The 26,498-nt window shown below is 71.0% G+C and carries 23 protein-coding genes, 2 tRNA genes and 1 pseudogene; 15 read left to right on the top strand and 11 right to left on the bottom strand.

What is annotated here, in order from left to right:
- Positions 1 to 36: 36 nt before the first annotated feature.
- The 10 genes and pseudogenes from recJ (at position 37) to MTDSW087_RS15035 (ending at position 9,999) form a co-directional block, all read left to right on the top strand.
- The gene (gene recJ / locus MTDSW087_RS14990) at positions 37 to 1,863 is read left to right on the top strand and encodes a single-stranded-DNA-specific exonuclease RecJ (protein ID WP_144765224.1); all 1,827 of its coding nucleotides are present in this window, start codon (positions 37 to 39) and stop codon (positions 1,861 to 1,863) included.
- Positions 1,864 to 1,944: 81 nt separating this feature from the next.
- A tRNA-Tyr gene (locus tag MTDSW087_RS14995) sits at positions 1,945 to 2,028 on the top strand.
- Between the two features lie 81 nt (positions 2,029 to 2,109).
- A tRNA-Gly gene (locus MTDSW087_RS15000) sits at positions 2,110 to 2,183 on the top strand.
- Positions 2,184 to 2,687: 504 nt separating this feature from the next.
- Positions 2,688 to 3,860, top strand: a complete 1,173-nt coding sequence (locus tag MTDSW087_RS15005) for a zinc-dependent alcohol dehydrogenase (RefSeq protein ID WP_144765226.1) — start codon at positions 2,688 to 2,690, stop codon at positions 3,858 to 3,860.
- Positions 3,861 to 4,055: 195 nt separating this feature from the next.
- Positions 4,056 to 4,580 (top strand): annotated as a pseudogene (locus MTDSW087_RS15010) (DNA polymerase ligase N-terminal domain-containing protein); the annotation flags it as partial.
- 62 nt (positions 4,581 to 4,642) lie between these two features.
- Positions 4,643 to 5,791, top strand: coding sequence for an acyl-CoA dehydrogenase family protein (locus MTDSW087_RS15015; protein WP_144765230.1), 1,149 nt, complete (start codon positions 4,643 to 4,645; stop codon positions 5,789 to 5,791).
- Positions 5,788 to 6,399, top strand: coding sequence for a class I SAM-dependent DNA methyltransferase (locus MTDSW087_RS15020; protein WP_144765232.1), 612 nt, complete (start codon positions 5,788 to 5,790; stop codon positions 6,397 to 6,399). The genes MTDSW087_RS15015 and MTDSW087_RS15020 overlap by 4 nt, the downstream gene beginning before the upstream one ends.
- A complete protein-coding gene (locus MTDSW087_RS15025) occupies positions 6,396 to 6,935 on the top strand; it encodes a cytochrome b (RefSeq protein WP_144765234.1) in 540 nt (179 codons plus the stop codon). Before MTDSW087_RS15020 ends, MTDSW087_RS15025 begins: the two co-directional genes overlap by 4 nt.
- Positions 6,936 to 7,328: 393 nt before the next feature.
- Positions 7,329 to 9,434, top strand: a complete 2,106-nt coding sequence (locus MTDSW087_RS15030) for a bifunctional serine/threonine-protein kinase/formylglycine-generating enzyme family protein (protein WP_144765236.1) — start codon at positions 7,329 to 7,331, stop codon at positions 9,432 to 9,434.
- 61 nt (positions 9,435 to 9,495) lie between these two features.
- A complete protein-coding gene (locus tag MTDSW087_RS15035) occupies positions 9,496 to 9,999 on the top strand; it encodes a DUF4399 domain-containing protein (protein ID WP_144765238.1) in 504 nt (167 codons plus the stop codon).
- A gap of 229 nt (positions 10,000 to 10,228) precedes the next feature.
- On the opposite strand, the gene MTDSW087_RS15040 is transcribed toward MTDSW087_RS15035, so the two are convergent.
- Complete coding sequence (locus tag MTDSW087_RS15040) at positions 10,229 to 11,146, bottom strand: adenylate/guanylate cyclase domain-containing protein (RefSeq protein ID WP_144765240.1); 918 nt, start codon at positions 11,144 to 11,146, stop codon at positions 10,229 to 10,231.
- Positions 11,147 to 11,406: 260 nt separating this feature from the next.
- Here MTDSW087_RS15040 and MTDSW087_RS15045 point away from each other — a divergent pair, with 260 nt between their 5' ends.
- Together MTDSW087_RS15045 and MTDSW087_RS15050 are read left to right on the top strand one after the other, a co-directional pair.
- Positions 11,407 to 11,652: a hypothetical protein gene (locus tag MTDSW087_RS15045; protein WP_144765242.1), complete on the top strand. Its 246-nt coding sequence runs from the start codon at positions 11,407 to 11,409 to the stop codon at positions 11,650 to 11,652.
- 120 nt (positions 11,653 to 11,772) lie between these two features.
- Positions 11,773 to 11,952 carry a hypothetical protein gene (locus MTDSW087_RS15050; protein ID WP_144765244.1) on the top strand — a complete coding sequence of 60 codons (180 nt, stop codon included), beginning with the start codon at positions 11,773 to 11,775 and terminating at the stop codon, positions 11,950 to 11,952.
- A 155-nt stretch (positions 11,953 to 12,107) separates the two neighbouring features.
- Here MTDSW087_RS15050 and MTDSW087_RS15055 read toward each other — a convergent pair whose 3' ends face one another.
- Positions 12,108 to 12,473, bottom strand: a complete 366-nt coding sequence (locus MTDSW087_RS15055; RefSeq protein WP_144765246.1) for an exopolysaccharide production protein YjbE — start codon at positions 12,471 to 12,473, stop codon at positions 12,108 to 12,110.
- 148 nt (positions 12,474 to 12,621) lie between these two features.
- Positions 12,622 to 12,921 carry a DUF2934 domain-containing protein gene (locus MTDSW087_RS15060; protein ID WP_144765248.1) on the bottom strand — a complete coding sequence of 100 codons (300 nt, stop codon included), beginning with the start codon at positions 12,919 to 12,921 and terminating at the stop codon, positions 12,622 to 12,624.
- Between the two features lie 224 nt (positions 12,922 to 13,145).
- On the opposite strand from MTDSW087_RS15060, the gene uvrB reads away from it, so the two are divergent.
- Entirely contained in the window at positions 13,146 to 15,842 is a 2,697-nt protein-coding gene (gene uvrB, locus MTDSW087_RS15065; RefSeq protein ID WP_144765250.1) for an excinuclease ABC subunit UvrB, read from the top strand.
- Between the two features lie 255 nt (positions 15,843 to 16,097).
- Here the strand turns inward: uvrB and MTDSW087_RS15070 are convergent, their stop codons facing one another.
- Positions 16,098 to 16,535 carry a MarR family winged helix-turn-helix transcriptional regulator gene (locus tag MTDSW087_RS15070; RefSeq protein ID WP_144765252.1) on the bottom strand — a complete coding sequence of 146 codons (438 nt, stop codon included), beginning with the start codon at positions 16,533 to 16,535 and terminating at the stop codon, positions 16,098 to 16,100.
- Between the two features lie 87 nt (positions 16,536 to 16,622).
- On the opposite strand from MTDSW087_RS15070, the gene MTDSW087_RS15075 reads away from it, so the two are divergent.
- A complete protein-coding gene (locus tag MTDSW087_RS15075) occupies positions 16,623 to 18,503 on the top strand; it encodes a chloride channel protein (RefSeq protein ID WP_144765253.1) in 1,881 nt (626 codons plus the stop codon).
- A 127-nt stretch (positions 18,504 to 18,630) separates the two neighbouring features.
- Here MTDSW087_RS15075 and MTDSW087_RS15080 read toward each other — a convergent pair whose 3' ends face one another.
- The 4 genes from MTDSW087_RS15080 to MTDSW087_RS15095 all read right to left on the bottom strand — a co-directional run bounded on the left by MTDSW087_RS15080 (position 18,631) and on the right by MTDSW087_RS15095 (position 23,924).
- Complete coding sequence (locus tag MTDSW087_RS15080; RefSeq protein ID WP_144765255.1) at positions 18,631 to 20,775, bottom strand: protein-disulfide reductase DsbD domain-containing protein; 2,145 nt, start codon at positions 20,773 to 20,775, stop codon at positions 18,631 to 18,633.
- A gap of 73 nt (positions 20,776 to 20,848) precedes the next feature.
- The gene (locus MTDSW087_RS15085; protein ID WP_144765257.1) at positions 20,849 to 22,675 is read right to left on the bottom strand and encodes an aminopeptidase P family protein; all 1,827 of its coding nucleotides are present in this window, start codon (positions 22,673 to 22,675) and stop codon (positions 20,849 to 20,851) included.
- A gap of 41 nt (positions 22,676 to 22,716) precedes the next feature.
- Positions 22,717 to 22,905, bottom strand: a complete 189-nt coding sequence (locus MTDSW087_RS15090) for a ribosome modulation factor (RefSeq protein WP_144765259.1) — start codon at positions 22,903 to 22,905, stop codon at positions 22,717 to 22,719.
- A gap of 104 nt (positions 22,906 to 23,009) precedes the next feature.
- Positions 23,010 to 23,924 (bottom strand): 50S ribosomal protein L11 methyltransferase, encoded by a 915-nt coding sequence (locus tag MTDSW087_RS15095; RefSeq protein WP_144765260.1) that lies wholly within the window; start codon positions 23,922 to 23,924, stop codon positions 23,010 to 23,012.
- A gap of 221 nt (positions 23,925 to 24,145) precedes the next feature.
- Between MTDSW087_RS15095 and MTDSW087_RS15100 the strand changes: the two genes are divergently transcribed.
- Positions 24,146 to 24,352: a hypothetical protein gene (locus tag MTDSW087_RS15100; protein WP_144765262.1), complete on the top strand. Its 207-nt coding sequence runs from the start codon at positions 24,146 to 24,148 to the stop codon at positions 24,350 to 24,352.
- A gap of 117 nt (positions 24,353 to 24,469) precedes the next feature.
- On the opposite strand, the gene MTDSW087_RS15105 is transcribed toward MTDSW087_RS15100, so the two are convergent.
- The 3 genes from MTDSW087_RS15105 to MTDSW087_RS15115 are packed head-to-tail and all read right to left on the bottom strand — an operon-like array spanning position 24,470 to position 26,478.
- Complete coding sequence (locus MTDSW087_RS15105) at positions 24,470 to 25,123, bottom strand: glutathione S-transferase (RefSeq protein WP_144765264.1); 654 nt, start codon at positions 25,121 to 25,123, stop codon at positions 24,470 to 24,472.
- Positions 25,124 to 25,151: 28 nt separating this feature from the next.
- Entirely contained in the window at positions 25,152 to 26,057 is a 906-nt protein-coding gene (gene nudC, locus MTDSW087_RS15110) for an NAD(+) diphosphatase (protein ID WP_144765266.1), read from the bottom strand.
- Positions 26,058 to 26,061: 4 nt separating this feature from the next.
- Positions 26,062 to 26,478 (bottom strand): HIT domain-containing protein, encoded by a 417-nt coding sequence (locus tag MTDSW087_RS15115; RefSeq protein ID WP_144765268.1) that lies wholly within the window; start codon positions 26,476 to 26,478, stop codon positions 26,062 to 26,064.
- Positions 26,479 to 26,498: the final 20 nt, after the last annotated feature.

Below are 26,498 nucleotides of genomic sequence, written 5' to 3' on the forward strand. Positions count from 1 at the left end.
CGGGCGGCAGCGCCGGACGTGCCGCGCCGCTATAGGATGGGACTCGTGCCAGCCCCCTCCCCCGCACCCCGTGCCTTTCTCGGCGTCGCCGCCTCGATCCAGGGGCGGTCCTGGCGCGAGCGCTGCGCCGATCCGGCCCTGCAGGGCTACGCCACCAAGATGGTCCAGGCCTATGGCCTGCCGGACCTGCTCGCCCGGGTGCTCGCTGGCCGCGGCGTCCTGCCGGACCAGGCCGAAGCCTATCTGCGCCCGCGCCTGCGCGAGTTGATGCCCGATCCGGGTTGCCTGCTCGACATGGAGCTCGCCGCCAAGCGCATCGCCCGGGCGGTGCGCCGGGGCGAGATCGTCGCGGTGTTCGGCGATTACGACGTGGACGGCGCCGCGAGCGCGGCCCTGCTCGCCGGCTACCTGCGCGAGCTCGGCGTCACCGCCCGCATCCACATCCCCGACCGGATCAGCGAGGGCTATGGCCCGAACGTCACCGCGGTGCGGACCCTGGCCTCGGAGGGCGCCAGCCTCCTCGTCTGCGTCGATTGCGGCACCAGCGGCCACGGCCCGCTGGAGGAGGCGGAGAAGCTCGGTCTCGACGTGATCGTGCTCGACCATCACGCCGCGCCGGAGACCCTGCCGCCGGTGCGCGCCCTGGTGAACCCGAACCGCCTCGACGACCTCTCGGGGCTCGGCCATCTCTGCGCCGCCGGGGTCGTCTTCCTCACGCTCGTGGCGGTGAACCGGGCCCTGCGGGCCGAGGGCTTCTTCGGCAGGGATTTCCCCGAGCCGAAGCTCACCGATGCCCTCGACCTCGTGGCTCTGGCGACCGTCGCCGACGTGGTGCCGCTGGTGGGCCTCAACCGGGCCTTCGTGGTCCAGGGGCTGACCGTGATGCGCGCCCGCGGCCGCACCGGGCTCTCCGCCCTGTTCGACGCCGCCTCCCTCGACGGCCCGCCGGAGGCATGGCACCTCGGCTATCTCGTCGGGCCGCGCATCAATGCGGGCGGGCGCATCGGCGATTCGGCGCTCGGCGCCCGGCTTCTGACCACCGAGGATGCCATCGAGGCCGTGCGCATCGCCGCCGAGCTCGATCGGCTCAACCGCGAGCGCCAGATCATCGAGGCGCAGGCGGTCGCCGATGCCGAGGCCGGGATGGACCGCCTGCTCGGCCTCGATCCCGACCGGCCGGTCCTGGTCGCCGGCAGCGCCGACTGGCATCCGGGCGTGGTCGGCCTGATCGCCGCCCGCCTCAAGGAGCGGTTCGGCCGGCCCGCCTTCGCCTTCGCCCTGCGGCCCGACGGCACCGCCACCGGCTCCGGCCGCTCGGTGCCCGGCGCCGATCTCGGCCAGGCGGTGCGCGCCTGCGTCGAGGCGGGGCTGGCGGCCAAGGGCGGCGGCCATGCCATGGCGGCGGGCGTGACGCTGATCGGGACCGACCTCTCCCGCTTCGAGGCCCATCTCACCCAGTGCCTCGGCGCTGCCGTGGCCCAGGCCCGGGCCGCCGACGTGCTGCTGATCGATGCGAGCCTGAGCGCGGGCGGGGCGACCGCCGAGACCGTACGGCTGATCGGGCGGGCCGGCCCCTTCGGCCAGGGCGCACCGGAGCCGGTCTTCGCGCTCGCCAACCACCGCATCGTCGATGCGGGAATCGTCGGCGCGGGCCATGTCCGCGCCCGCCTGCGCAGCCGGGACGGCCAGGCGATCGGGGCGATCAGCTTCCGCAGCGCCCAGAGCCCGCTCGGCCTCGCCCTGCTCAACGGGATCGGCCGCGAGTTCCACGTCGCCGGCACGCTGGCCTGCGACCGCTGGCGCGGCGCCGAGCGGGCGCAGTTGCGCATCTGCGACGTCGCCTCCGCGGACCGTGCGGAATGAGGGATTGGCGCGCAACGCGCTGTTGACACCCGCGCGACCCCCCACCATAAGAGCCCCCGCGGCCCGGACGGGCTGGCGTTTGGGGGAATGTCCCGAGCGGCAAAGGGGGCGGACTGTAAATCCGCTGCGTAAGCTTCGTAGGTTCGAGTCCTACTTCCCCCACCAAACGATCCCGATCCGAGCATCACACGCCGCACAGCCGTCACGCTTCTCAAGCTTGCGGCCCTGTGCTATCCGGCGTGCCGCGCGGGTGTAGCTCAATGGTAGAGCAGCAGCCTTCCAAGCTGAATACCCGGGTTCGATTCCCGGTACCCGCTCCACTCCATCTCCCTGATGGAGCTTGCGTTGCCGGCCTCGGTGCCGAACGCGTCCTCCCTGCCCTCCCCGTCGCGATCCTTCAGCCCGTCGGAGTCTCGTTCGCGCACGCGGTCTCAGCAAGCCGGCGCGGCGCTTGAGCGAAGGCGACATCCGCCATCCTGAAGGGATCGCCCGGATGTCGTATGAGTGCCTCCAGCCGCTTTGGGGTCGTGAGAACCGAGAGCATCGCGGCAAAGTTCCGGACTTGGCCCATCATTGCGGCTCAAAGGCGCATGGTCCGCGAATGCCAAGGTGACGAAGCGTGATTTTCAGGCTTAAACATCGAAAAAGCCTTGATGCAACATAGATTAGTCTTGGGGTTAAGCTTCAGAATTCCGTCATGAATTGAGGAACACTTCGCGCGGCGGCTGGTTCGTGCTGGAGGATGCCCATCTTGGGCGCTCTCGATCTCCCGTAGAACCGTTGTGCGAGGCCGCTGCTCGGGGCGCCTTCGCTGGAGCCCCGCGATGAAGGCATTGTGCTGGCACGGCAAGAACGACATCCGTTGCGACACGGTGCCGGACCCGCAGATCGAGGACGGGCGCGACGTCATCATCAAGGTGACCTCCTGCGCCATCTGCGGTTCAGACCTCCACTTGATGGACGGGCTGATGCCGGCCATGGAGAGCGGCGACGTGCTCGGCCATGAATTCATGGGCGAGGTCGTCGAGGTCGGCGCGGGCTTCACCAAGTTCCGGAAGGGTGACCGCATCGTCGTGCCCTTCAACATCAATTGCGGCGAATGCCGCCAGTGCAAGCTCGGCAACTGGTCGGTCTGCGAGCGCTCGAACCGCAATGCCGAGATGGCCGCCGCCCAGTTCGGCTACACCACGGCCGGTCTGTTCGGATACTCGCACATGACCGGCGGCTACTGGGGCGGGCAGGCCGAGTACGTGCGCGTGCCGATGGCCGACGTCGCGCCGATGAAGGTGCCCGACGGCATGGACGACGAGTCGGTCCTGTTCCTCACCGACATCCTGCCGACCGGTTGGCAGGGCGCCGAGCATTGCGAGATCCAGGGCGGCGAGACCATCGCTGTCTGGGGCGCAGGGCCCGTCGGCTTCTTCGCCATCCAGGCCGCCAAGCTGATGGGGGCCGAGCGCATCATCGCCATCGAGACTGTGCCCGAGCGCATCGCGCTGGCCCGCAAGGCAGGTGCCACCGACATCATCGATTTCGCGAAGGAAGACGTCTTCGAGCGGATCAAGGAGATCACCAACGGCCAGGGGGCCGACGGGGTGATCGACTGCGTCGGCATGGAGGCGAGCGGCGGGCACGGCCTGTCCGGCCTCGTCACCACGCTGCAGGAGAAGCTGACCTCGACGGAGCGCCCCATCGTGCTGGCCGAGGCGATCAAGGCGGTGCGGCCCTGCGGCATCGTCTCGGTGCCGGGCGTCTATGGCGGTCCCGTGCCGATCAACATGGGCTCGATCGTGCAGAAGGGTCTGACGATGAAGAGCGGGCAGACCCACGTGAAGCGCTACCTGGAGCCGCTGACCAAGCTGATCCAGACGGGCAAGATCGACACGACCTCCCTCATCACCCACCGCTCCACGAACCTCGCGGACGGGCCGGACCTCTACAAGACCTTCAAGGAGAAGGCGGACGGCTGCGTGAAGGTGGTGTTCCACCCGAACTGACGCCGCGCGAACCTCATCCCGCCCCCGCCTGCGCCACGATGGCGCATGTTTCGACGATCCAGAACCAGAGGCCCTACCCAGAGTTGTTGCCACGCTTGCCGGCCGTCGCGCTCCGGCCCGACGGAGGCGTCATGACCCTGGGAAGGAACCGCCTCGCCCTGTCGTCCCGGGCGGTCCCATGCCGAGCCGGCGTCTTGTCGCGGCCCGGCGATGCGTGATCGCAGCGCCCTCGCCTACCGCGTGCAGAAGCACGCCGCGCGCCGGCTTCACTACGATTTCCGGCTGGAACTCGGCGGTGTCCTGAAGAGCTGGGCGGTCACGCGCGGGCCGAGCCTCGTCGCGGGTGAGCGCCGCCTCGCCGTCGCGGTCGAGGATCACGGCCTGGGCTATGCCGATTTCGAGGGCGTCATCGCGGCGGGCGGCTACGGTGCGGGCGTCGTGCTCCTGTGGGATCGCGGCACCTGGGAGCCCGAGGGTGACCCCGCCGCGGCGCTCGCCGCCGGCTCGCTCGCCTTCACCTTGCAGGGAGAGAAGCTCGGCGGCCGCTGGCGCCTCATGCGCATGAAGCCGCGGGCGCGCGAGCGCCGGGTGTCGTGGCTGCTGGTGAAGGCGCACGATGCGGCCGCGCGCGGCCCAGGCGAGCCCGACATTCTGGACGAGAAGCCGCATTCGGTCGCGACCGGCCGCTCGATCGAGGACATCGCCGCGACGGCGGCCTGAGCGAAGCCCGGATCCGTCGCCCCAAGGGACGACTGGATCCGGCAGGACGGGAGTAGAGGCGTATGGACCAGAGGACCCCGCTCAACTTGGCCTATGATGCCATCGCCGCCGCGCGGGAGGTCGCCGCGACGGCCGCGACGCGCGCGGACGCGCAGGATCGCGACGACGGCTTTCCGGCCGAGGACGTCGCCGACCTCGCCCGCCTCGGCCTGCTCGCCGCCCCCATCCCCTCTGCGCAGGGCGGCGCCGGCCTCGGCGAGGAGCCGGGCGCCGCGAAGCTGGCCGACGTCCTGCGCCTCGTCGGCTATGGCAGCCTCGCGCTCGGCCGGCTCTACGAGGGGCATGTCAACGCGCTCCAACTCATCGCCCGCTACGGCGAGGCCGGCCAGCGCACCCGCCTGTTCGCCGATGCGCGCGCCGGCCACCTCTTCGGCGTCTGGAACACCGAGCCGGCCGGAAACGGCCTCGTTCTCGAAGAGGCGCGAGGCGGCCTGCACCTCAGTGGCGTGAAGACCTTCGCCTCGGGCGCCGGCTACGTCACCCGTGCACTGGTCACCGGGCGCCATCCGGACGAGGCCGCGCCGCTCATGCTGGTGGTACCGCTGGAGGTCGGCACCCGCGCCGACCTCTCGGCGTGGCGCGCCCACGGCATGCGCGCCTCGGCCACCGGCACGCTGGACTTCACCGGGATCCCGGTCGCGGCGGAAGACGTGCTCGGCGGACCGGACGACTACCACCGACAGCCGACCTTCTCGGGCGGGGCGTGGCGCTTCGCGGCGGTGCAGCTCGGCGGCATCGAGGCCGTGTTCGACGCCTGGCGCGGGCACCTCGCGCGCCTCGGCCGCGGGACCGATCCGCACCAGCTCGCCCGCCTCGGCGAAGGAGCCATCGCGGTCGAGGGCGCGCGGCTCTGGGTGGCACGCGCCGCGGCGGCGGTCTCCGAGGCGTTGCTCCCGCCGGAGCGCATCGTCGCCCAGGTCGACCTGACGCGCCTCGCGGTCGAGCGCTCGGGGCTCGATGTCCTGCAACTCGCCCAGCGCTCGGTCGGGCTGCAGGGCTTCCTGCGCGGCCATCCGCTGGAGCGGCTCTCGCGCGACCTCGCGACCTATCTGCGCCAGCCGGCGCCCGACCGTGCCCTCGTCAGCGCGGCGGCCGAGATCCTGCAGGCCGGCGGCATGGCCGGCGACCTCTGGACCGGAGGCATCCGATGAGCCGGTTCACTGCGACGCTCCCGCCGAGCTACTTCGACGACCAGTACGCGGGGAACCCGGACCCGTGGCAGTTCACCGCGAGCCTCTACGAGCGCGAGAAATACGCGGCGACGCTCGCCGCGCTGCCGCGACCGCGATACGCCTCGGCGCTAGAGGTGGGCTGCTCCATTGGCGTGCTGACCGAGGCCCTGGCCACGCGCTGCGACGCGCTCGTCGGCCTCGACTTGGCCGAGCTCGCGCTGATCCAGGCGCGCGAGCGCTGCCGCGACCTCGGCCATGTTCGCTTCGCGCGCGCGCAGGTGCCGGGACAATGGCCGGACGGGTCGTTCGACCTGATCGTGCTGTCGGAGGTGGTCTACTTTCTCGATGCGGGCGACGTCGAACGCCTGATCGCGCGCGTGAAGGGCAGCCTGCGGACGGGCGGCGACGTCGTGCTGGTTCACTGGACGGGCGAGACGCATTATCCGCTGAGCGGCGACGAGGCGGCCGAGCGCGTCATCGCGGGGACGCGGACATTCCTGCGCCCCATCCGCCAGACCCGGACAGACGCCTACCGGCTCGACGTCCTGGCCGGCATCGGTGCGCGGGGGACAGACGGACAACCATGACGACGGGGGGCTGGCTCGATACGCCGCAGCGTTATGGCCGCATCAGCCGCGGCTTCCACTGGCTCATGGCCGCGCTCTTCACCTGGCAGTTCGCGGGGGCCTTGCTCTACGTCGCCACGGGGGACAATGCCCTCACGCGCTTCGTCGGCGGAGGCCATTTCACGCTCGGCTTCACGCTCTTCGTCCTGGTCCTGCTACGCGGCGCCTGGGGACTGGCGAACCTGAAGCGGCGCCCGCCGCATCCCGGCCGGCTGGGGCGCGCCGCGGCGGCCGGCCACGCCCTGATCTACGCCCTGATGATCGTCGTGCCGAGCCTCGCCCTGCTGCGCCAGTACGGTTCAGGCAAGCCCTTCGCGCCCTATGGCATCCCGCTGATGCCCGCCCGCGACAGCAAGATCGCCTGGATGGTCGCCCCCGGTGACCTGCTGCATTACTGGCTCGGCTTCATCCTCCTGGCGGTGGTGCTCGGCCACGCCGCCATGGCGTGGGTGCACCGGGTGCTACGCAAGGAAGACGTGCTCGCGCGCATGACCTGAGAGGGGTTCGGCCTCGCTCAGGTCGCTCTGCGCCGAACGGGACGCCGGTTCGACGCAGGAGAGCGCGTTGAAGCGACGGCTTCAGGGAAGCCGCGCGAGGCTGTCGTTCGATGCGAAGACATCCGGCGGCCTCGAACGGAAATCAGATCCAACAAGAGCACGATAGCGTCAGTAAGATCGGAATTGCCCTTGGACGGGGCGTGGCATACCATTGATTTCGCTGCGCCGTTGCCGGCCCGTCCTCTGCGTCTCCGGCAAGATCCGTGCGGCTGGGTGTCGTCTGTGTTGATTCCGTTGGAAGGATTGCAATCCTTGAACGGCGGTGCGACCGAGCACCGCCGCCTGCGCAGATCGTGATGTAGACCGAACATCGACCAGGCGAGCCGCGTCTCGATGAAAACAGTCGTTCCCCTGCACCCGTTCGACCCGGCCTTCCTGCCGAAGGGGACGCGACTCAACGGCATCTTCGAGATCGAGGAACTGATCGGTCAGGGCGGGATGGCGCAGGTCTACCGGGCCCGCACGCTGGAGGCCGACGACGCGGTCGCGATCAAGGTCGTCAAGCCCGAGATCGCCCGCGACCAGAGCCTGATGGGTCTCCTGAAGAAGGAAGCTCAGACGCTCAGCAAGATCTCGCACGAGGCCATCGTCAAGCATCTGCTGTTCTCGGTCGATCCGCAGCTCGGGCGCCCCTACCTGGCCATGGAGCTGGTGCGGGGGCCCTCCCTCGCCGATCTGATCAAGGACGGCCCCTTGAGCGTGGAGGCGGTCTTCGTCCTCCTGAACAGGGTCGGCACCGGCCTCGACGTGGCGCACCGGCTCGGCATCACGCATCGGGACATATCGCCGGACAACATCATCCTGCCCCGCTCCGATCCCGGCCGCGCGAAGCTCATCGACTTCGGGATCGCGCGCAACCTCAACGAGGACGAGACGATCATCGCGGACCGCTTCGCCGGGAAGCTCAAATTCGCCTCGCCCGAGCATCTCGGCCTGAACGGCGGCAAGGTCACCCCGAAATCGGACATCTACAGCTTCGGTCTGACGCTGGCGGCGGCGCTGATCGGCGCGCCGCTGGACCTCGGCGGCACCCAGGTCGAGATGATCCGCCGCCGCCAGAGCGTCCCAGATCTCGGCAAGATCGATCCGCGGATCCGCAAGATCCTGCTGCGCATGCTCCAGCCGGATCCGGCCGAGCGTCCGGACACCATCGCCGACCTGATCCAGGCGCAGGAGGGCGGCAGCGTCGTTCTGGCGCGGCGCGCGGCGGCCGCCCCGAATCCCGAGGCGCGGCGGCGGCGGGGCCTCGTCGCCGCCTTCGGCCTCGCTCTGGTCGTCGGCGGCCTCGCCGGCTGGTACGGCCTCACGCGGAGTGCCGGACCCGAGCCTGCCCCGACCGCCTCCGCCGAGAAGAGCCGCCCCGGCGACCACAACCCACCGCAGGCGGAACGACCGGGCGAGACGGCCTCGCAGGGCAATCCGCGAATCGAGGAGCCGCCCCGGACCGCTCCCTTGCAGGAGGCGCGGCGCGAGCCGCCGCTCGCCGAGCCGCCTTCCCCGCCCCAGGCTGCCGAGGAGCATGCGCCCGCCCCGCCCGAGCATCCCGTCGCTGCGGGCAGGGAGGCCGAGCCGCCCGCCGTCTCTCAGGTGCCTGCGGTCCTGCAGGCGCCTGTGACCGTGCAGGCGCCTGCGACCGTGCAAGCGCCTGTGGCCGTGCAAGCGCCCGCGGCTCCCCAGGCGCTCCCCACCCCCCAGGCGCCGGTCTCCGTCGCGGGACCGGCCTCCGACCAGCCCCTCGCCCTCGGGCGAAGCAAGCGGGATTGCAGCAGCTGCCCGCCGCTCGTCGAGGTGCCGGCCGGAAGCTTCAGCATGGGCGGCACCGCCGATCCGAGCGAGCGGCCGGCGCACCATGTCCGGATCCAGGCCTTCCTGATGAGCCGCGGCCCGGTGACGGTCGGCGAGTGGAACGCCTGCCACGCCGCCGGCCGGTGCGAGTTCAAGGCCGAGGGCGCCCCGAACCAGCCCGCCGCCAATCTCAGCTGGGACGACGCGCAGCAATATGTCCGCTGGATCTCGGGCGTCACGCAGAAGGCCTACCGGCTTCCGAGCGAGGCGGAGTGGGAATATGCCGCGCGCGGCGGCACGCGCACGCGCTTCTGGTGGGGCGACCAGTTCCGCGGCGAGATGGCGCCCTGCCGCAGTTCCGGCGGGACCCCGCCGGACGCGGCGCCCGCGGCTGCCGACTTTCCCGACAACCCCTTCGGCCTGCTGGGCACGACCTGCGTGATCGCGCAATGGGTCTCCGATTGCTGGCACAGGAACTATCGCGGTGCCCCGGCCGACGGCAGCTCTTGGAGCGCCCCGAACTGCAAGCAGCGCGTGCTCCGGGGCGGCACTTGGCGGAGCCGGGCCGAATCCGAGCGCGTGACGAGCCGCGACTTCTACGACCCGGCGGTGCGCTATCCCGGCAACGGGGTCCGCATCGCCCGCGACCTCTGAGCGGGGGCGCGAGGGCACAGATCGAGCCTCTCGAACCCGAGGCCGGTGGAGGAGACGAGCGATGAGAATCCGGGCGGCAGTTTCAGCCGGGTTGCTGGTTGTCCTGGGCGGGCCGGCTTCGGCCCAGACGGCGCCCGACAAGCCGCCGCCGCCTCCGCCGGTCGCGGCCCCGCCGGACGCGGCCCTCTACATCATCGCGCCCAGGTCCGGGTCGCGCGTGACGAGCCCGGTGACGGTGCAGTTCGGCCTGCGCAACATGGGCGTCACCCAGGCCGGCAGCAGCGCCAAGAATGCCGGCCACCATCATCTGCTCGTCGACGTGAGGGAGCCGGTCGCCGGCGGCGAGCCGCTCCCGGCGGACAAGAACCACCTCCATTTCGGCGGCGGCCAGACCGAGACGCGCCTCGACCTGCCCAACGGCCCGCACACCCTGCAACTCGTCCTGGGCGACGCGCTGCACCGGCCGTTCGTGCCTTCCGTCCAGTCGCAGAAGATCCAGATCACGGTGGTCTCCGCCCAGGCCCTGCGGAAGAAGCGGCGCCCCATCCGGCATCGGCGGGGCTGACGGATTGGGATCCTGCCCGCGAGATCCGGACCGGCTCCAGCCTGCGCTGAGAGCCTGTCCAACCCGTTCATCCCAACCCATCACCTCAGCGCCTGTTCGAGCAGATCAAGCGGGTGTTTATCCGGCGGATCCCCGCCTCGCACCTCAGGATGAGGGGGTCTGGAGGGATGAAGCCAGCCAGGGCGTAACACAGAGCGGCTGACGCGCTCCCTGTTCCGGCTGAGCGCTCTCAGTGATCGGAGATCAGTACGAAATCCACGTCGGCTCCGCCGCTGCCCTTCGAGGAGCGTCCGAAGCCGAGGCTTCCCGCCGCGCGCAGGATGACCTCCTCGCGGCAGATGCGGAACTCGGCGATGCCGGCGGGCCGGACGAAGGTGCCGTTGGTGCTGTGATCGACCAGGATCCACTTGTCCCAGCGCCGCTCGATCGTCGCGTGGCGGCGGGAGGCGAACTCGCCCGGAATGACGACCGTGTTCTCGGCGAGGCGGCCGAGCGTGATGCTCTCGCATTCCGGGCCGAAGACCCAGCGCCGGCCGTCGCTGATGAGCTTGAGCACGCCGGCCGATTCGGACGGGCGGGCGGCGCTGGGCAGGTGGAAGATGACCGTCTCGCTGTCCGTATGGGAATGCCAGACGACCTCGACCACGTTGACGTCGTCGCCGAGCCCGCGCGCATGCGCCGGAATGAGGCGCGTCGTCGCGCGTCGCGGCATGTCGAGATGCTCGATGGCCGCATCCGTCGTGATGATCTGATCGGCCTTGGCGAGGGAGGCGAGGCGCGCGGCAATGTTCACGGTCGTCCCGAAGACATCTCCGTCGCAGAGCACCACCGAGCCGCAATGAAACCCGATGCGGAAATGTACTTCCTTCTCGTCCCGCAGCTTTCGGCTGACCTCAAGGCTGCGGTCGCGCTGAATGGCCACCGCGGCATCGTATGTCGCGAGAGCATCGGGAAAGATGGCCATGATCTCATCGCCGATCGTCTTGATGATGCGACCTTGTACGGCGGAAATCTTCTCGCTGATGCCGGCCAGGCATTCAGCTATGACCGAGTGTGCATTGTCGTCGCCGAGAGCGCGATACAGTCGCGTGCTCCCGACGACGTCGCAGAACAAGATGCCGGGCGACGCTTGGGTGTCTATACCCATCTCTCACCCTCGGGGTCATTGGATAGCGGCACAGCTGACGCCGTTTTGGATGGCATTGCAACCGGTGCCATCGCCTTCGATTCAGCTGAGCAGGTTTCGGGAGCGCCGAAAATGGTGGGCGAATCCCGGCGCGCCCGTCGCCGGACCGTTATGCGCATCATGAACGGATGAAAATCACTTTTCCTGTGTCCTGGGTTGCGGAAGATCACCGCGATTAGCGCTAGACTACCGCCCGGGCATCTCGTCTGAGGGCTGTCGGCATGGTCGCCTCCTCTCCCCCGCACTCGTGCCGCTTCATCCGCGAGCTGATCGAGATCCTCGCAGACGAGGCTACCACGCCCTATCAGCGCCGCGACGAACGGCTGTTCCGCGATCTCGCCGACTTGGAGATGGACGCCGAGCGGTTCGGCGCGGACGAGGCCAGTTGCCGCGTCATCGGGCGGATCCGGCAACTCGCCGGGCTCTGCGCGATCGGCGGCCGGCTCCTGCCGCCGGAGATTTCCTGACCCAACTCATCACATGATCCGGCGTAAAACGCAGGACCGCCGGAAATGACGCCGGGTACGGAGAACTTCGTCGGACTTGCGGAGGTTGCTTCGGTAATTCGATACCGTGGAGCCGTCATAATGTCCGATAGCGGTCAGTTGATCATCGCCTTGGCCCTGATGACCCTCGTCATCGCCGTGGCCGCCGCACTCGTGATGCGGATCCGGGTCGCGCAGCAGAAGGGCGACCCGAGGCGATCCAGCTTCGTCCATCATCATGGCGATGCCCCGCGCCAGAACATGCCCGGCACGGAGCATTAGGGAATTTTCCGCGGAAGCGGTTGCCGGTTCCGCGAGAAGAAATGCGTCACCCTCGATCAGATGGAGAATTTGGGGTTGGCGTCTCGACAACGGAAAACGGCCAGCGGCAGGGTGCCGCTGGCCGTCGCGCGAGGCAGCGCTGGCTGGTCGAGGGATCAGCAGTCGTTGTCGCCCTTGGCGAGCTTCTGATCGGTGCCGGAATTGTTCATGGCGCCGACTGTGCCGGGCGAGGAGGGCTGGTTGCCGCCGGCCATGTTCTTGCTGGTGTCGTTGGCGCCGGACTTCTCGCCGAGGCCCTGGTTGGTGCCGGCGTTGTTCATCGCGCCGACGGTGCCGGGCGAGGCCGGCTGCTGGCCGCCCGCGAGGTTCTTGCTGCCCTTGTCCATGTCCGAGCTCTTCTCGTTCATGGTCTGGTCGGGCATCTTGCCCTTGGTCGAGCCGGTATTGCAGGGAGCGGCGAGCGCCGTGCCCGAAGTCAACGCCACGATCGCGAGCGCACCGACGAAACCGGTCATCTTCATGGGGTGTCTCCTCCAAAATTTCTCGCCCGACAAACCTTTCTCAATTGCCAAAGGTTCCTGTGAAATGTTGCTGCGCAGGTCGGCTGCGCCGATAAATCCATCTATTGCCGAGCTTTTATCTTAACCTGTGTTGGATTGAGGATCTGGCTCACGCCTCGCCTTCCGGCGCGCCGTCCCGGTCCGCGAGGCGCCGCTCGCGCTCGGCCCGCAACTCGCGCTCGGCGACCAGCCAGAACTGGATCTCCAGACCCTCCGGGCGGTGGTTGCGCTCCCACAGGTCGTAGGCCCGCTCGCGGATCCGCTCGAAGGTGATCTCGTCGCCTCCCTCCGGCTCCCGCCGGATGTCCGCGCCGCCGACCCGGCGGTTCTCCGCCACCGGTCCGGTTCGAGGCGGCGCCGCCTCCACAGCGCCGCGCCCGTCCTCGTCGGGCTCCGCGCCCCCCCCCATGGATCGACCCTGCCTTCGTCGCCTGACACCCGTTCATCCTTTCCCGCAAGCGGTGCCGCGCGGCACCGCTCCCCACGAAGCGAACCCACGAGTCGGCGCGCGGGTTTCAGCGCGGCCTTGGCGCATCGTTCCGGCGCAGGGATCTATGCAGGGACGTGCGAATGCGTCGTCGGCGACGCGCCCGCAGCCTTCCGCCGGGCGGGTGCAAGGGCCATATTCCCGGCATGGCGACACCCCCTAAGCCCCGCCGCGCCGCGGCGAATCCGGCCAAGGCCAGCGCGAAGGCCGACAAGCCGGAGCTTCAGCCCCTCGACCCCTTCCTGGCGGAGCTGCTGAACCCGGCGCTCAACCGCAACCGCCTGCCCGATCCGCCGGCTCCGGCGAAGCGCGGGCGCAAGGGCAAGGCCGCCGCGCCGCAGGGCTTCGGCGAGGCGCCGCAGGCGGGGTTCACCGTCGCGCCGGGCGCCGAGGTCGATCCGCGCCTGGCCCAGGCGCTGGGCCTGACCCCGCCGGAGGACGGGCCGGCGCCGGAGGGCGATCCCGACACTGCCCCGCTCGACGCGCCGGGCGGGGCCTCGGCGACGGTGGCCGCGCTGGAGCGTCTGCTCACCGAGGGCAACCCGCTGTTCAAGGACGGCCAGGCCTGGATGCCGCACCGGCCGGAGCGTCCGCAGAAGAGCGAGGGCGGCGTCCGCTTCGTGATGAAGTCGGACTTCGAGCCCGCCGGCGACCAGCCCACCGCCATCGCCGAGCTGGTGAAGGGCGTGGCCGGCCAGGAGCGCGACCAGGTGCTCCTCGGCGTCACCGGCTCGGGCAAGACCTTCACGATGGCCAAGATCATCGAGGAGACGCAGCGCCCGGCCCTGATCCTGGCCCCGAACAAGACGCTGGCCGCGCAGCTCTACGGCGAGTTCAAGTCGTTCTTCCCCGACAACGCGGTCGAGTATTTCGTCTCATACTACGACTATTACCAGCCCGAGGCCTATGTGCCGCGCTCGGACACCTTCATCGAGAAGGAGAGCTCGATCAACGAGCAGATCGACCGCATGCGCCACTCCGCGACGCGCGCCCTGCTCGAGCGCGACGACGTCATCATCGTCGCCTCCGTCTCGTGCATCTACGGCATCGGCTCGGTCGAGACCTACACGGCGATGTCGTTCACGGTGTCGCTCGGCGAGCGCATCGAGCAGCGCCAGCTCATCGCCGACCTCGTGGCGCTCCAGTACAAGCGCATCCAATCCGATTTCGCTCGCGGCACCTTCCGCGTCCGCGGCGACACGATCGAGCTGTGGCCGGCCCACTTGGAGGATCGCGGCTGGCGCATCGGCCTGTTCGGCGACGAGGTCGAGAAGATCGTCGAGTTCGACCCGCTCACCGGCAAGACCATCTCCGAATTGAAGTTCGTGAAGGTCTACGCCAACTCCCACTACGTCACGCCGCGCCCGACGCTGCAGCAGGCGATCAAGGGCATCAAGACGGAGCTGACGGGCCGCATCGAGGAACTGACCAAGATGGGCCGCCTGATCGAGGCGCAGCGCATCGACCAGCGCTGCACCTTCGACATCGAGATGATCGAGGCCACAGGCTCCTGCAACGGCATCGAGAACTATTCGCGCTACCTCACCGGCCGGAAGCCCGGCGAGCCGCCGCCGACCCTGTTCGAGTACCTGCCCGACAACGCCCTCGTCTTCACCGACGAGAGCCACGTCACCGTGCCGCAGATCGGCGGCATGTACCGGGGCGACTTCCGGCGGAAGGCGACGCTTGCCGAATACGGCTTCCGCCTGCCCTCCTGCCTCGACAACCGCCCCTTGCGCTTCGAGGAATGGGACGCGATGCGGCCCCAGTCGGTCCACGTCTCGGCGACGCCGGGCAAGTGGGAGATGGAGCAGACCGGCGGCGTCTTCGCCGAGCAGGTCATCCGCCCGACCGGCCTCGTCGATCCGGTGATCGAGGTGCGACCGGCCCGCTCCCAGGTGGACGACCTGCTGGGCGAGGTCCGCGAGGTGGCCCTGGCCGGCTACCGCACGCTGGTGACGACGCTGACCAAGCGCATGGCCGAGGACCTCACCGAGTACCTCCACGAGAACGGCGTGCGGGTGCGCTACATGCACTCGGACATCGACACGCTGGAGCGCATCGAGATCATCCGCGATCTCCGGCTCGGCGCCTTCGACGTGCTGATCGGCATCAACCTGCTGCGCGAGGGCCTCGACATCCCGGAATGCGCCCTGGTCGCCATCCTCGACGCCGACAAGGAGGGCTTCCTGCGCTCGGAGACCTCGCTGGTCCAGACCATCGGCCGCGCCGCCCGCAACGCCGAGGCGCGCTGCATCCTCTACGCCGATTCCGTCACCGGCTCGATGGAGCGGGCGATGGCCGAGACCGAGCGGCGGCGCCAGAAGCAGCTCGCCTACAATGCCGAGCACGGCATCACGCCGCAGAGCGTGAAGCGCGGCATCGCCGACATCCTCAACAGCGTGTTCGAGCGCGACCACGTGCAGGTGGATACCGGCCTCGCCAAGGATGCGATCACCGTCGGCCACAACCTGAAGGCGGTGATGGCGGATCTGGAGAAGCGCATGCGCGCCGCCGCCGCCGATCTCGACTTCGAGGAGGCGGCTCGCCTGCGCGACGAGCTGAAGCGGCTCCAGGCCACCGAGCTCCTGGTCTCCGACGACCCGATGGCACGCCAGGGCGAGATCGAGCGCGAGGCCGGCAAATACGGCCGCAAGGCCCCGCGGCCGGCGGGCGGCAGCCGCATCGCCAAGCCGGACCTCGACAATATGGGGCCGGGCACCGACCGCGAATTGCCGGTCGGCGCCCCCGTCTGGCAGGAGCGGCCGAAGCCGCGTTCGACGCAAGGGCTGGGTGGCCAGAAGCCGCGCTACAAGGGCGGCGGCGGCCGGCGGCGCGATTAGGGTTTTGGATGTTCGCAGGATCCGCGACAGACCCCCTCTCCCGTTCGGGAGAGAGCTGGGGTGAGGGTCGAGAATTGTCCGGAGACGTCGCGACGGCGAGGCGGCTCCGGCTCCGCTCATTCCTGAGAGTTCTCGACCCTCACCCTGTCCCTCTCCCGAACGGGAGAGGGGACCCGCGCCTCGTCTTGTAAACGCAGGAGCCACCCTCTCCGGCTGAGCGGAGAGAGGGTGGCCATTGCGCCGCGTGCGCAAAGTCTATGACGCTCCCCCACGGCTGAGGGCGAGGGCGCGCGCGAGCGTCGGCTCCAGCGCGCGCAGTTCGCGCAGATGCGCTGCGGTCAGCGTCTGCAGCAGGATCTCGGCCTTGGCCGTCAGGGACAGCTCCATCCGCCGCCGGTCCTGGCTGCTGCGCGTCTTCGTGAGCAGGTCTGCCTCGACCATCCGGGCGACCAGCTCCACCGCCGTGTGCGGGGCGATCAGGAGCCGGCCGGCGAGCCAGCCGATCGTGGGCGGCTCGGCGCCGGCGAGCCCGGCAATGGCGAGCAGCGCCTGATGCTGCTGGGGTGGCAGGCCGGCCTGGAGCGCGGCCGTTTCGCTAAAGGCGAGGAAGCGCCGCAACTCGTAGCGGAAGGCCGCCAGCACCGCGTATTGCGGCTCCGAGAGGGCCGGCCCGGCCGGCGCATCGTCGATCATTCAGCGCCCCCGCCGCGCATTCCTGCAGAGCGCCCCTGGTAGCCTGTTCCCGCGCGTTCCGCTCGGACTCGATTATATCGTAATGCGATGTATATCGAGCCGGGAACGACGAAGGAGATCGGTGTGGACCAGCGGGTGGGGGAGACAGCGAAGCGCGATCCGGCTGCGCGGATCCGGCGGCGGCCGCTCGCGGATTTCTCGGCCGATCCGCGCATCCTCATGCTCATCGCCATGGCGCTGCTGATCGGGGCGGCCGGCACCCTCGCGGCCGCCGTGCTCATCCGCCTGATCGCGCTCGTCACCAACCTCGCCTGGTTCTGCCGCCTCGACACGGTGCCGCGCAGCCTCGCCGAGGCGGCGCGCACGCCCTGGATGGTGCTGGTGCCCGTCCTCGGCGGCCTCGCCATCGGCCTGATGGCCCGGTTCGGCTCCGAGAAGATCCGCGGCCACGGCATCCCCGAGGCGATCGAGGCGATCCTGATCGGCGCGAGCCGGATGTCGGCCAAGGTCGCGCTCCTCAAGCCGCTCTCCTCGGCCATCTCCATCGGGACCGGCGGCCCCTTCGGCGCCGAGGGGCCGATCATCATGACGGGCGGGGCGGTCGGCTCCCTGTTCGCCCAGTTCTTCCATCTCAGCGCGATGGAGCGGAAGACGCTGCTCGTCGCGGGCGCGGCGGCCGGCATGACGGCGATCTTCGGCACGCCCGTCGCGGCGGTGCTGCTCGCGGTGGAACTGCTCCTGTTCGAGTGGCGGCCGCGCAGCTTCGTGCCGGTGGCCGCCGCCTGCCTCACGGCCTTCGTCCTGCGCCCGGCTCTGTTCGAGGCCGGGCCGCTCTTTCCCTTCACCGCCAACCCCGCCCTGCCCTGGTGGGGCCTGCCCGCCTGCGCCGCGGTCGGGGTGGCGGCCGGGCTGCAATCCGGTCTCCTGACCACCCTGCTCTACCGCCTGGAGGATGCGTTCGAGCGCCTGCCGATCCATTGGATGTGGTGGCCGGCCCTCGGCGGCCTGTTCGTGGGCCTCGGCGGCCTCGTCGAGCCGCGCGCCCTCGGCGTCGGCTACGACGTGATCGCCGACCTGCTCAACGGCGAGCTGGCGCTGCGGGCGGTGCTGCTCATCCTGTGCGTGAAGGCCGCGATCTGGCTCATCGCCCTGTCCTCGGGCACCTCGGGCGGCGTGCTGGCGCCGCTCCTGATCCTCGGCGGCGCGATGGGCTGGCTGCTCGGGCTCGGGCTGCCGGGCACGCCGGGCTTCTGGGCGCTCCTCGGGATGGCGGCGATGCTCGGCGGCACCATGCGGGCGCCCCTGACCGGAGCGCTGTTCGCGGTGGAACTCACCGGGAACGTGCACGTGCTCAGCCCGTTGCTCGCGGCCACGGTCTCCGCCTACGCGGTGACGGTGCTGCTGCTGAAGCGCTCGATCCTGACCGAGAAGCTCGCCCGCCGCGGCCAGCATGTCAGCCGCGAATACGGGGTCGACCCCTACGAGCTGATGCGGGTGGCCGACGTCATGGTCCACGACGTCGAGGTGCTCGACGCGGACATGAACCTTGCCACGGCGATCGCGACCCTGGAGACCGGGCGCCACCGGGCCTATCCGGTGCTCGATGCCGCGCGCCGGCCGGTCGGGCTGGTGCAGCGGGCGGACGCCCTGCACTGGCTCGTCGAGGGCGCGGGCGTCCAGCAGCGCCTGCGCGACCATCTCCGCGCCCCGTCCGGCATCGTCGCCCATCCGGACGACGTCGTCTCGCACGCCCTCGACATGATGGCGGAGAGCGGCGGCGGGCGCCTCCTCGTCACGGACCCGGCGACGGGCGTCCTCGTCGGGATCCTGACCCGCCGGGACCTCCTGCAGGTGCGCCACGCCGTGACGCGGTCCGAGACGAGCCGGCAGGCCTATTTCGTCCTACGCCGGAAGCGGCGGCGCCGCGCCGGAACCGAGGCCGGCCCCGCGGCGTCCGAGAGGGTCTGATGCCCGCGGCTGGAGATGCTGACGCATCCGGCCGCTGGGCCAACTCTGATGTTCGATATCAAGCCAAAGGCTCGGCGAACATCAGAGTGCGGAACCGACGGTCATGTTCAATGACCGTCGGTCCGATTCAACGCGCCGCTCCGGCCAGGGCCGCGCTCCGGCCCGGGCCGACGCCCTCCAGCGCGTCGAGCACGGCGCCCGTGGTCAGGATCTGCGGCAGCACCTTCGGCTCGCCGCCCGCGTAGAGCAGGTAGAGCGGGACGCCGCCGCGGCCGTGGCGCTCGAGCAAGCGGGTGATCTCCGGGTTCTGGTTGGTCCAGTCGCCCTTGAGATAGGTGACGCCGTGCGCCCGCATGGCCGCGCGCACCGGCTCCGTGGCCAGCACCGCGCGCTCGTTGACCTGGCAGGTGATGCACCACGCCGCCGTCATGTTGACGAAGACCGGCTTGCCCGCGGCGAGCAGCCCGTCGAGGCGGGCCTGCGTGAAGGGCTCGATGCCCTCGGCCAGGGCCTGCGCGCCCGGCGGCAGGCGATCCCGCTCCAGGGTGAAGCCGATCGCGGCCGCCGCGATCACGGCGAGCACCGCGAGGCCCTGCGCCACCTGCGCGCCGAGGCGGGTGCCGGCGCGGCCGCGCTCCCAGGCCCAGGCGGCGAAGCCGATCAGGACGAGGCCGAGCAGGGCCGCGAGGAGCCCCTGTGGCCCGACCTGCTGCGCCAGCACCCAGACGAGCCAGGCCACGGTGGCGTAGACCGGGAAGGCGAGCGCCTGTTTCAGCACCTCCATCCAGGCGCCCGGGCGCGGCAGCAGGCGCAACGCCCCCGGCCACAGGGTGAGGGCGAGGAACGGCAGGGCGAGGCCGAGGCCGAGGCTCGCGAAGATGGCGAGCGCCGCCGGCACGGACTGTGTCAGGGCGAAGCCGACCGCAGTGCCCATGAAGGGCGCGGTGCAGGGCGTCGCCACCACGGTGGCCAGCACGCCGGTGAAGAAGGAGCCTTCCAGGCCGGCCCGCCGGGTCAGCCCGTCGCCGATCCCGGCGAGGCGTCCGCCGAGATGGACGGCGCCGGACAGGCTGAGGCCCATGGCGAAGAGCAGGTAGGCGAGGCCCGCCACCACCAGCGGCGACTGGAGCTGGAAGCCCCAGCCGAGCCCGGCTCCGCCGCTCTTGAGGGCGATCAGCAGCCCGGCGAGCGCCAGGAAGCTCGCCAGCACGCCCGCCGTGTAGGCGAGGCCGTGCAGACGCACGCGGCGCCCGCTCTCGCCGGAATGGCGCACCAGCCCCAGCACCTTGATCGAGAGGACGGGGAAGACGCAGGGCATCAGGTTGAGCACGAGGCCGCCCAGCAGCGCGAGCAGGGCCGCGCCGAGGAGCGTCGGGGTCTCGCTGGGCGCCGCGGCTGCGGGCACAGGCTCCGTCGCGGGGATCTGGCCCGCCGCCGGGGGCGCTCCCTCATCGCCGATGGCGAAGGCCTGCTGCACCGTGCCGGACCCGGTTTCCTCGCTGATGGTCAGGACGCCGGGCAGGCTCCGGGGCGCCGGCTCCTTCGGGCTCGCGCGCCGGAGAGCGAGATGCAGCCCCTCGCCGTCGACGCGCAGGACCTGCTCGGCCGCGTTCTCGATCGCGGTCTCCGAATAGGGGAAGAAGGCGGCCGCGCGGATGGTCTCGGGCTTGAGGCCCGGGGCATCGAGGTTGAGCACGAGGTCGTCGCCCTCGCTCGACAGGCGCGCCGGCCAGGGTGCGGCGACGGGGATCGCCGCCCGGGCCCGCTCGAACAGGGCGCGGTTCCGCGGGTCGGCGCCGCCGGGACCGACGGGCAGGGTCAGGGCGAGCTCCGCCGAGCCCGGCACGCATTCCGTCTCGCAGACGAGGTAGCTCAGCTTGGCCGTCAGCCGCGCCGGCACGGCCGGGTCGAGGCTCGGCGGCGGGGTGACCTGCGCCAGGAGCACGGCCTCGCCCGCGTAGCCGAAATTCATCAGGGTCGCGACCGGGATGCGCTCGGGCGCCGGCCAGCGCAGCGGGCCGGCGGAGAAGCCGGCGGGCAGGGTCCAGGTCACCTCGGGCGGCAGGCCGGAATCGCCGGGATTGCGCCAGTAGACGTGCCAGCCCGGCTTCATCACCATCCGGACGGCGACGGTGAAGGGCTCGGCGCCCTGCACGCTCGCCGGCTCGGCGACGAGGCTCGCCTTCACGAGGTCGGGCGGCGCGCGCAAGGATTGTGCGGCGGCGGGGCCGAGACCGAGGGCGAGGAGCAGGAGGGCGAGGAAGCGCAGCATCGCCGCTCCTCATAGCACATCCGCGGGCCGGCCCCGGGAGAAAGCCGGCCGCGGCGGAATCGCCCGCCGTGATTCAGGTCGTGGGTGCGAGCGGGGCGGTCGCCCGGTCGAGCCAGGACCGGGTCTCGGCGTCGAGATTCGGGCTCAGGGTCTCCCGCACCCGGGCGTGATAGGCGTCGATCCAGGCGATCTCGGCCGGGTCGAGCAGCCTTACGTCGATCAGGCGCATGTCGTAAGGCGCCAGCGTCAATGTCTCGAAGCCGAGCATCGTCCGCTCCGCACCCGCGATGGCCCGCGGCTCGACGAGGACGAGGTTCTCGATCCGGATGCCGTAGGCCCCGGTCTTGTAGTAGCCCGGCTCGTTCGAGAGGATCATGCCCGGCTCCAGCGCCACCGTTCCGGTCTTGGCGATGCGCTGCGGCCCCTCGTGCACGGAGAGGAAGCTGCCGACCCCGTGGCCGGTGCCGTGGTCGAAGTCGAGCCCGGCCTGCCAGAGCGGGAGCCGCGCGAAGGAATCGATCTGCGCCCCCGTCGTTCCCTTGGGGAAGACCGCGCGGGCGATCGCCACATGGCCCTTGAGCACGCGGGTGAAGCGGTCGCGCATCTCGGGGCCGGGCTCGCCCACCGCCACGGTGCGGGTGATGTCGGTGGTGCCGTCGCGGTACTGCGCGCCCGAATCGATCAGGAACAGCTCGCCCGGCCGGGCCGTGCGGTCGCTCGCCCGCGTCACCCGGTAATGGACGATGGCGCCGTTCGGCCCCGATCCGGAGATGGTCGGGAAGGAGACGTCGCGCAGCTCCCCGCCCGCGGCCCGGAAGGCTTCGAGAGCCTCCACCGCCTCGATCTCGGTGAGCCCCTCCGCCGCCCGTCCGTCGAGCCAGGCGAGGAAGCGGACGACCGCAGCGCCGTCGCGCCGATGCGCCGCCCGGCTGCCGGCGATCTCGACCGGGTTCTTCACGGCCTTCATCGCCGTGACGGGATCGCGCCCGACATCGGCGGTGCCGCTCGCCGCCTCGATCCGGCTCTTCAGCGCCTCCGCCGCCGTCGCGCCGTCGAGGCGCACGCGCGCGCCCGACAGGCCCTGGAGCGCGTCCTCGAAACCCGCCCGCGGCGCGACCTCGGCGAGACCCGCTAGCGCCTCGACGACGTCCGGCGACACCTGGGAGGAGCCGAGGAAGAGCCGCGCCACACCTTCGCGCGGCACCAGCGCGTAGCCGAGGGCGAGCGGCGTGTGGCCGATATCGGCGCCGCGCAGGTTGAAGGCCCAGGCGAGGTTGTGCGGGTCCGAGATCACCAGGGCGTCGCAGCGCGCGGCCTCCAGCTCGGCGCGGATGCGGGCGAGCTTGCCGGCGGCCGCCTCCCCGGCGAATTCCATGGCGTGGACCTCGACCGGCCCGGCGGGCGGCTTCGGCCGGCCGGCCCAGGCGGCGTCCACGGGGTTGGCGGGCAGCGCGCGCAAGGACGCCCCCGCCTTCTGGGCGGCGCGCTCCAGCCGCGCGACGCCGTCGGGCGTGTGCAGCCAGGGATCGTAGCCGAGCACCGCATCCGCCTTCAGGTTCTCGGAGACCCAGGCCTCCACGCTCGTCTGCGCCAGGGGCACGACGGTGAAGACGGCCGTGTCGACCTGCTCGGGCGCCTGCAGGGTGTAGCGGCCGTCGACCACCAGGGCGGCGCGGTCGGTGAGCACGATCGCGGTGCCGGCCGAGCCGGTGAAGCCGGTGAGCCAGGCGAGGCGCTCGGCATTGGCGGGCACGTATTCGGATTGGTGCTCGTCGGCGCGCGGCACCACGAAGCCGTCGACCCCGGCCTCACGCAGGGCGGCGCGCAGGGCCGCGACCCGCTCGGGGCCCTTGCGGTGGCTCGGATCGTCGAAGGTCTGGAAACGGGTGCTCTGGCTCATGCCCGCCAGTATGGCGGGGCGTGGCCTTCCCGCAACCGGGATCAGGCGCCTTCGGCCGGGGGATCCGGGGGACGGCCGGGCGGCAGTCCGTCATAGCCCGCGAACCAGTCCGTGCGCTGCTGCGAATGCGCCGGATAGGGGCAGGCGTCCTTCGGCCGGCCCGCGGCCCGCGCCCGCGCGCCCTCCGTGACCGGATCCCGCGCCTGCGGATGATCGCTCAGCGTCGCCATGGTCCCGCGCCTCCGATCGGCATCCCGGGGCGTCCGTCGGGGCGCCGCCCCGGTCCCCGCCACAGGGATGAACGCTATGGAAACCCGGCTTCAGGCCGCGCGGTTCACGGGCGCGGCGCGGCGCCGCCCCGGCGGAGGACCAGGGTGGCCCAGCCCTCGATCACGCCCTTGCGGGCGAGGTGGAAGCCGCGATGGCGGTAGGTCGAGAGCACGCCCGCCACGTCGCGCTCGATCAGGCCGGAGAGGATCAGCACGCCGTTCGGCGCGACCACCGCCGTGAGGGAGGGCGCGAGGCGCTTGAGCGGCCGGGCCAGGATGTTGGCGAAGACGATGTCGAAGCGGCGCGGCCGGTCGGCGAGCGCGTGGCGCACGCCCGGTCCCTCGTAGAGCCGCAGATAGGGGCCGAGGCCGTTGAGCCGGGCATTCTCCCGGGCGGTGGTCACCGCCTCGCCGTCGAGGTCGCCCGCGACCACCGGGCTGCGCAGGGCCTTGGCTGCCGCGAAGGCGAGGATGCCGGTGCCCGTGCCGACGTCGAGGATATGGGCCGGGCGGCGCCGCTTCAGCTCGGCCACGAGCGCGCGCAGGCAGCCGAGGGTGGTGCCGTGATGGCCCGTGCCGAAAGCGAGCGCCGCCTCGATCTCGATGGGCAGGTCGTTGGCCCGCACCGCGTCGCGGTCATGGGCGCCGTGGATGAGGAAGCGCCCGGCCCGCACGGGATTCAGCCCTTCGAGGGAGGCGCGCACCCAATCCTGCTGCTCGATGGTGCGGAACTCGGCCGCATCGGCGGCCTCGCCCACCACCGGGCGGATCAGGTCGCGGATGAAACCCTCGTCCGGCGCGTCTGCGAAGTAAGCCTCGAGGCGCCACGTGACCCCGTCCTCGGCCTCGAAGGCGGCGACCGCGGTCTCGGTGGGATCGAACATCTCGCCGAGGATGTCCGTCATCGCGCGGGCCGAGGCCTCGTCGGTCAGCATCCGGAGGATGTGGGTCGGACGGTGCGGGGGCAGGCCTTCGATCATGGCGCGGCCTCTAGCACCGGGCGGGCGGCTCCGCCAGCGAGGGCGGCCGCCGATGCGGAACGGGATCGGATCATGGCCGCCTCACGCGAATCGTCATCGGAACGGCACAGGGTTGTAGCAGCCTGGTCACGCGATGGGCTCAGAATGGCGCGGAACCGGGCAGGTGCTGCCGCGTTCTCGCTGGCTCTCCTGAGCATGCCCTGTCTTCGAGGTGCGTTCGCGTGACCAAGTCCAGACGATCCGTCCGCCGTGGGCCGGTTGTCATCAACGACAATGCCAAGGCCTCGAACGATTCCCGCCGCACCGGTCCGCAATTCGTCGAGGCGCCGCACGGCCCCCTGCCCGGCCATCTGCTCGTCCTCCTGAGCCGCCTGCACCGGTCCGAGAGCGCCCGGTCGAGCGAGCCCCCCGGGCCGCAATCCGTTTAAAGCGATCTCCGCCGAAGCGGACACCGGTTCGGCGCAAGAGAGCGTGTTGCAACAAGGACTTGGAGCCATTCCCGATCGCAACGCGATCGGGAATGGCTCCAGGGCGCCGAGCCGCGGTCAGGCGTAGGCGTAGGGGCCGCCCCGTTGCAGGGCGCGCTGATAGGCGGGGCGGGCATGGATCCGTGCCAGCCAGTCGGTGACGCGTGGCCCGGCCCCGGTGCCGCGCGCCGCGAAGGCCTCGAGCGGGAAGCTCATCTGGATGTCGGCGGCCGAGAACTCCGTGCCGCAGAACCACGGACGGTCGGCGAGCTCCGCTTCCCAGTAGGCGGCGTGGCGGCGCAGCTCCGGCTCGACGAAGCCGCCGAGGACGCGGCCCGCCACCGCGCGCACCAGCGGCCGAACGAGCGCCGGGCTCGCGGGGGCGAGCCGCGAGAAGACGAGCTTCAGGAGGAGCGGCGGCATCGCCGAGCCCTCGGCATAGTGCAGCCAGTAGGTGTAGCGGGCGCGGGCCTCCGCCTCCGCCGGCACCAGGGCGCCGCCGCAGCGCTCGGTGAGGTGGGTGACGATCGCCCCCGATTCGGCGACCACCCGTCCCGCATCGGTGATGACCGGCGACTTGCCGAGCGGGTGCACCGCCCGCAAGGCCGGCGGCGCCAGCAGCGTCTTCGGATCGCGGGCATAGGCGCGGATCTCGTAGTCGAGGCCGAGTTCCTCGAGGAGCCAGAGCACCCGCTGCGAGCGGCTGTTCTCCAGATGGTGGACGGTGATCATCGCCGGATTTCCTGTGGGCGGGCGGCGCTCAGGCGCCGTCGAGGAAGGCCCGCATCAGGGTGTGGGCGATCGCCATCGGCGGCGGCGCGAAGAAGCCCTCCGGATGGCGCCGCTCCAGCATCTGGACCACCGCCTCGCGGTCGAACCAGCGGGCATCGGCGAGTTCGGTGGGGTCCGTGACGATGGCCTCGTCGAGGCCCTCGGCGATGCAGCCGATCATCAGCGAGGACGGAAAGGGCCAGGGCTGGGAGGCGAGGTAGCGCACCGCGCCGACACGGATGCGCGTCTCCTCGTAGATCTCGCGGGCGACCCCCGCCTCGATGGTCTCGCCCGGCTCCAGGAAGCCGGCGAGGCAGGAATACATCCCCTCCTTGAAGTGGGGGCCGCGCCCGAGCAGGCAGGTCTCGCCCCGTCGGATCAGCATGATCGCCACCGGATCGGTGCGGGGGAAATGGTGCGCCTGGCAGTTCGGGCATTCGCGGCGGAAGCCGCCGGCCCTGGTCTCGGTCGGGGTGCCGCAATTGGCGCAGAAGCCGTGGCGGGCATGCCAGTCGAGCATCGACTTGGCGGTGGCGAGGAGGCCGAGCTCTTGCGGCTCGACCGCGCCCTCGGTGGCGATGGAGCGGAGGTCGAGGATCGTGAACGGCTCCGCCTCGTAGGCCGCGCCCGCATCCGGATGGAGGCCGAGCGCGAAGACCGGGCTGTCGTCGATATGGCCGAGGAAGATGCGCTGGCGGATCGCGGCGCCCTCGGGCGCGACGCCGGCCGCCTCGTGCAGGGCGGTGCCGGCCTGCAGCACGGGACGGTCCCCGACGAGGAGGACGAGGCGCGCGCCCGGGACGTCCGGGCTCGGCACCGCGGATTCCGGCTGCTCGGAGGAGTGGCGCAGCAGGCGGCTCTGCGCGAAGCCGAGGGTCGCGAAGGGATCGGGCATCGGCTCAGGCGGCGGCGAAGAGGGCGGCGGCGCGCTCGACGAGCTGGGCGCGGGCATGCGGCGGATAGGGGCGCGCCTCGCCCTGGCCCCAGACCGGGCCGGGCCAGGCCGGATCGGAGCGGAAGCGGCCGACCACGTGGACGTGGAGCTGCGAGACCACGTTGCCCAAAGCGGCGACGTTCACCTTGTCGGGCTTGGCCAGAGCCTGCATCACGCCGACGGCGAGCCGCACCTCTCGGCTGAGGGTGTCGCCGTCCTCCGCCGAGAGGTCGGTGAGCTCGCTGACGTCGGGACGCCGCGGCACGAGGATCAGCCAGGGGTAGCGGGCATCGTCCATCAGCAGGACCTGCGCGAGGGGCAGGTCGCCGACCACCACCGTGTCGGCGGCGAGACGCGGGTCGAGGGCGAAGGCGTCGGTCATGCAGCTCATCTAGCGCGCGG

This window comes from Methylobacterium dankookense, from assembly GCF_902141855.1.
Lineage (GTDB): Bacteria > Pseudomonadota > Alphaproteobacteria > Rhizobiales > Beijerinckiaceae > Methylobacterium > Methylobacterium dankookense.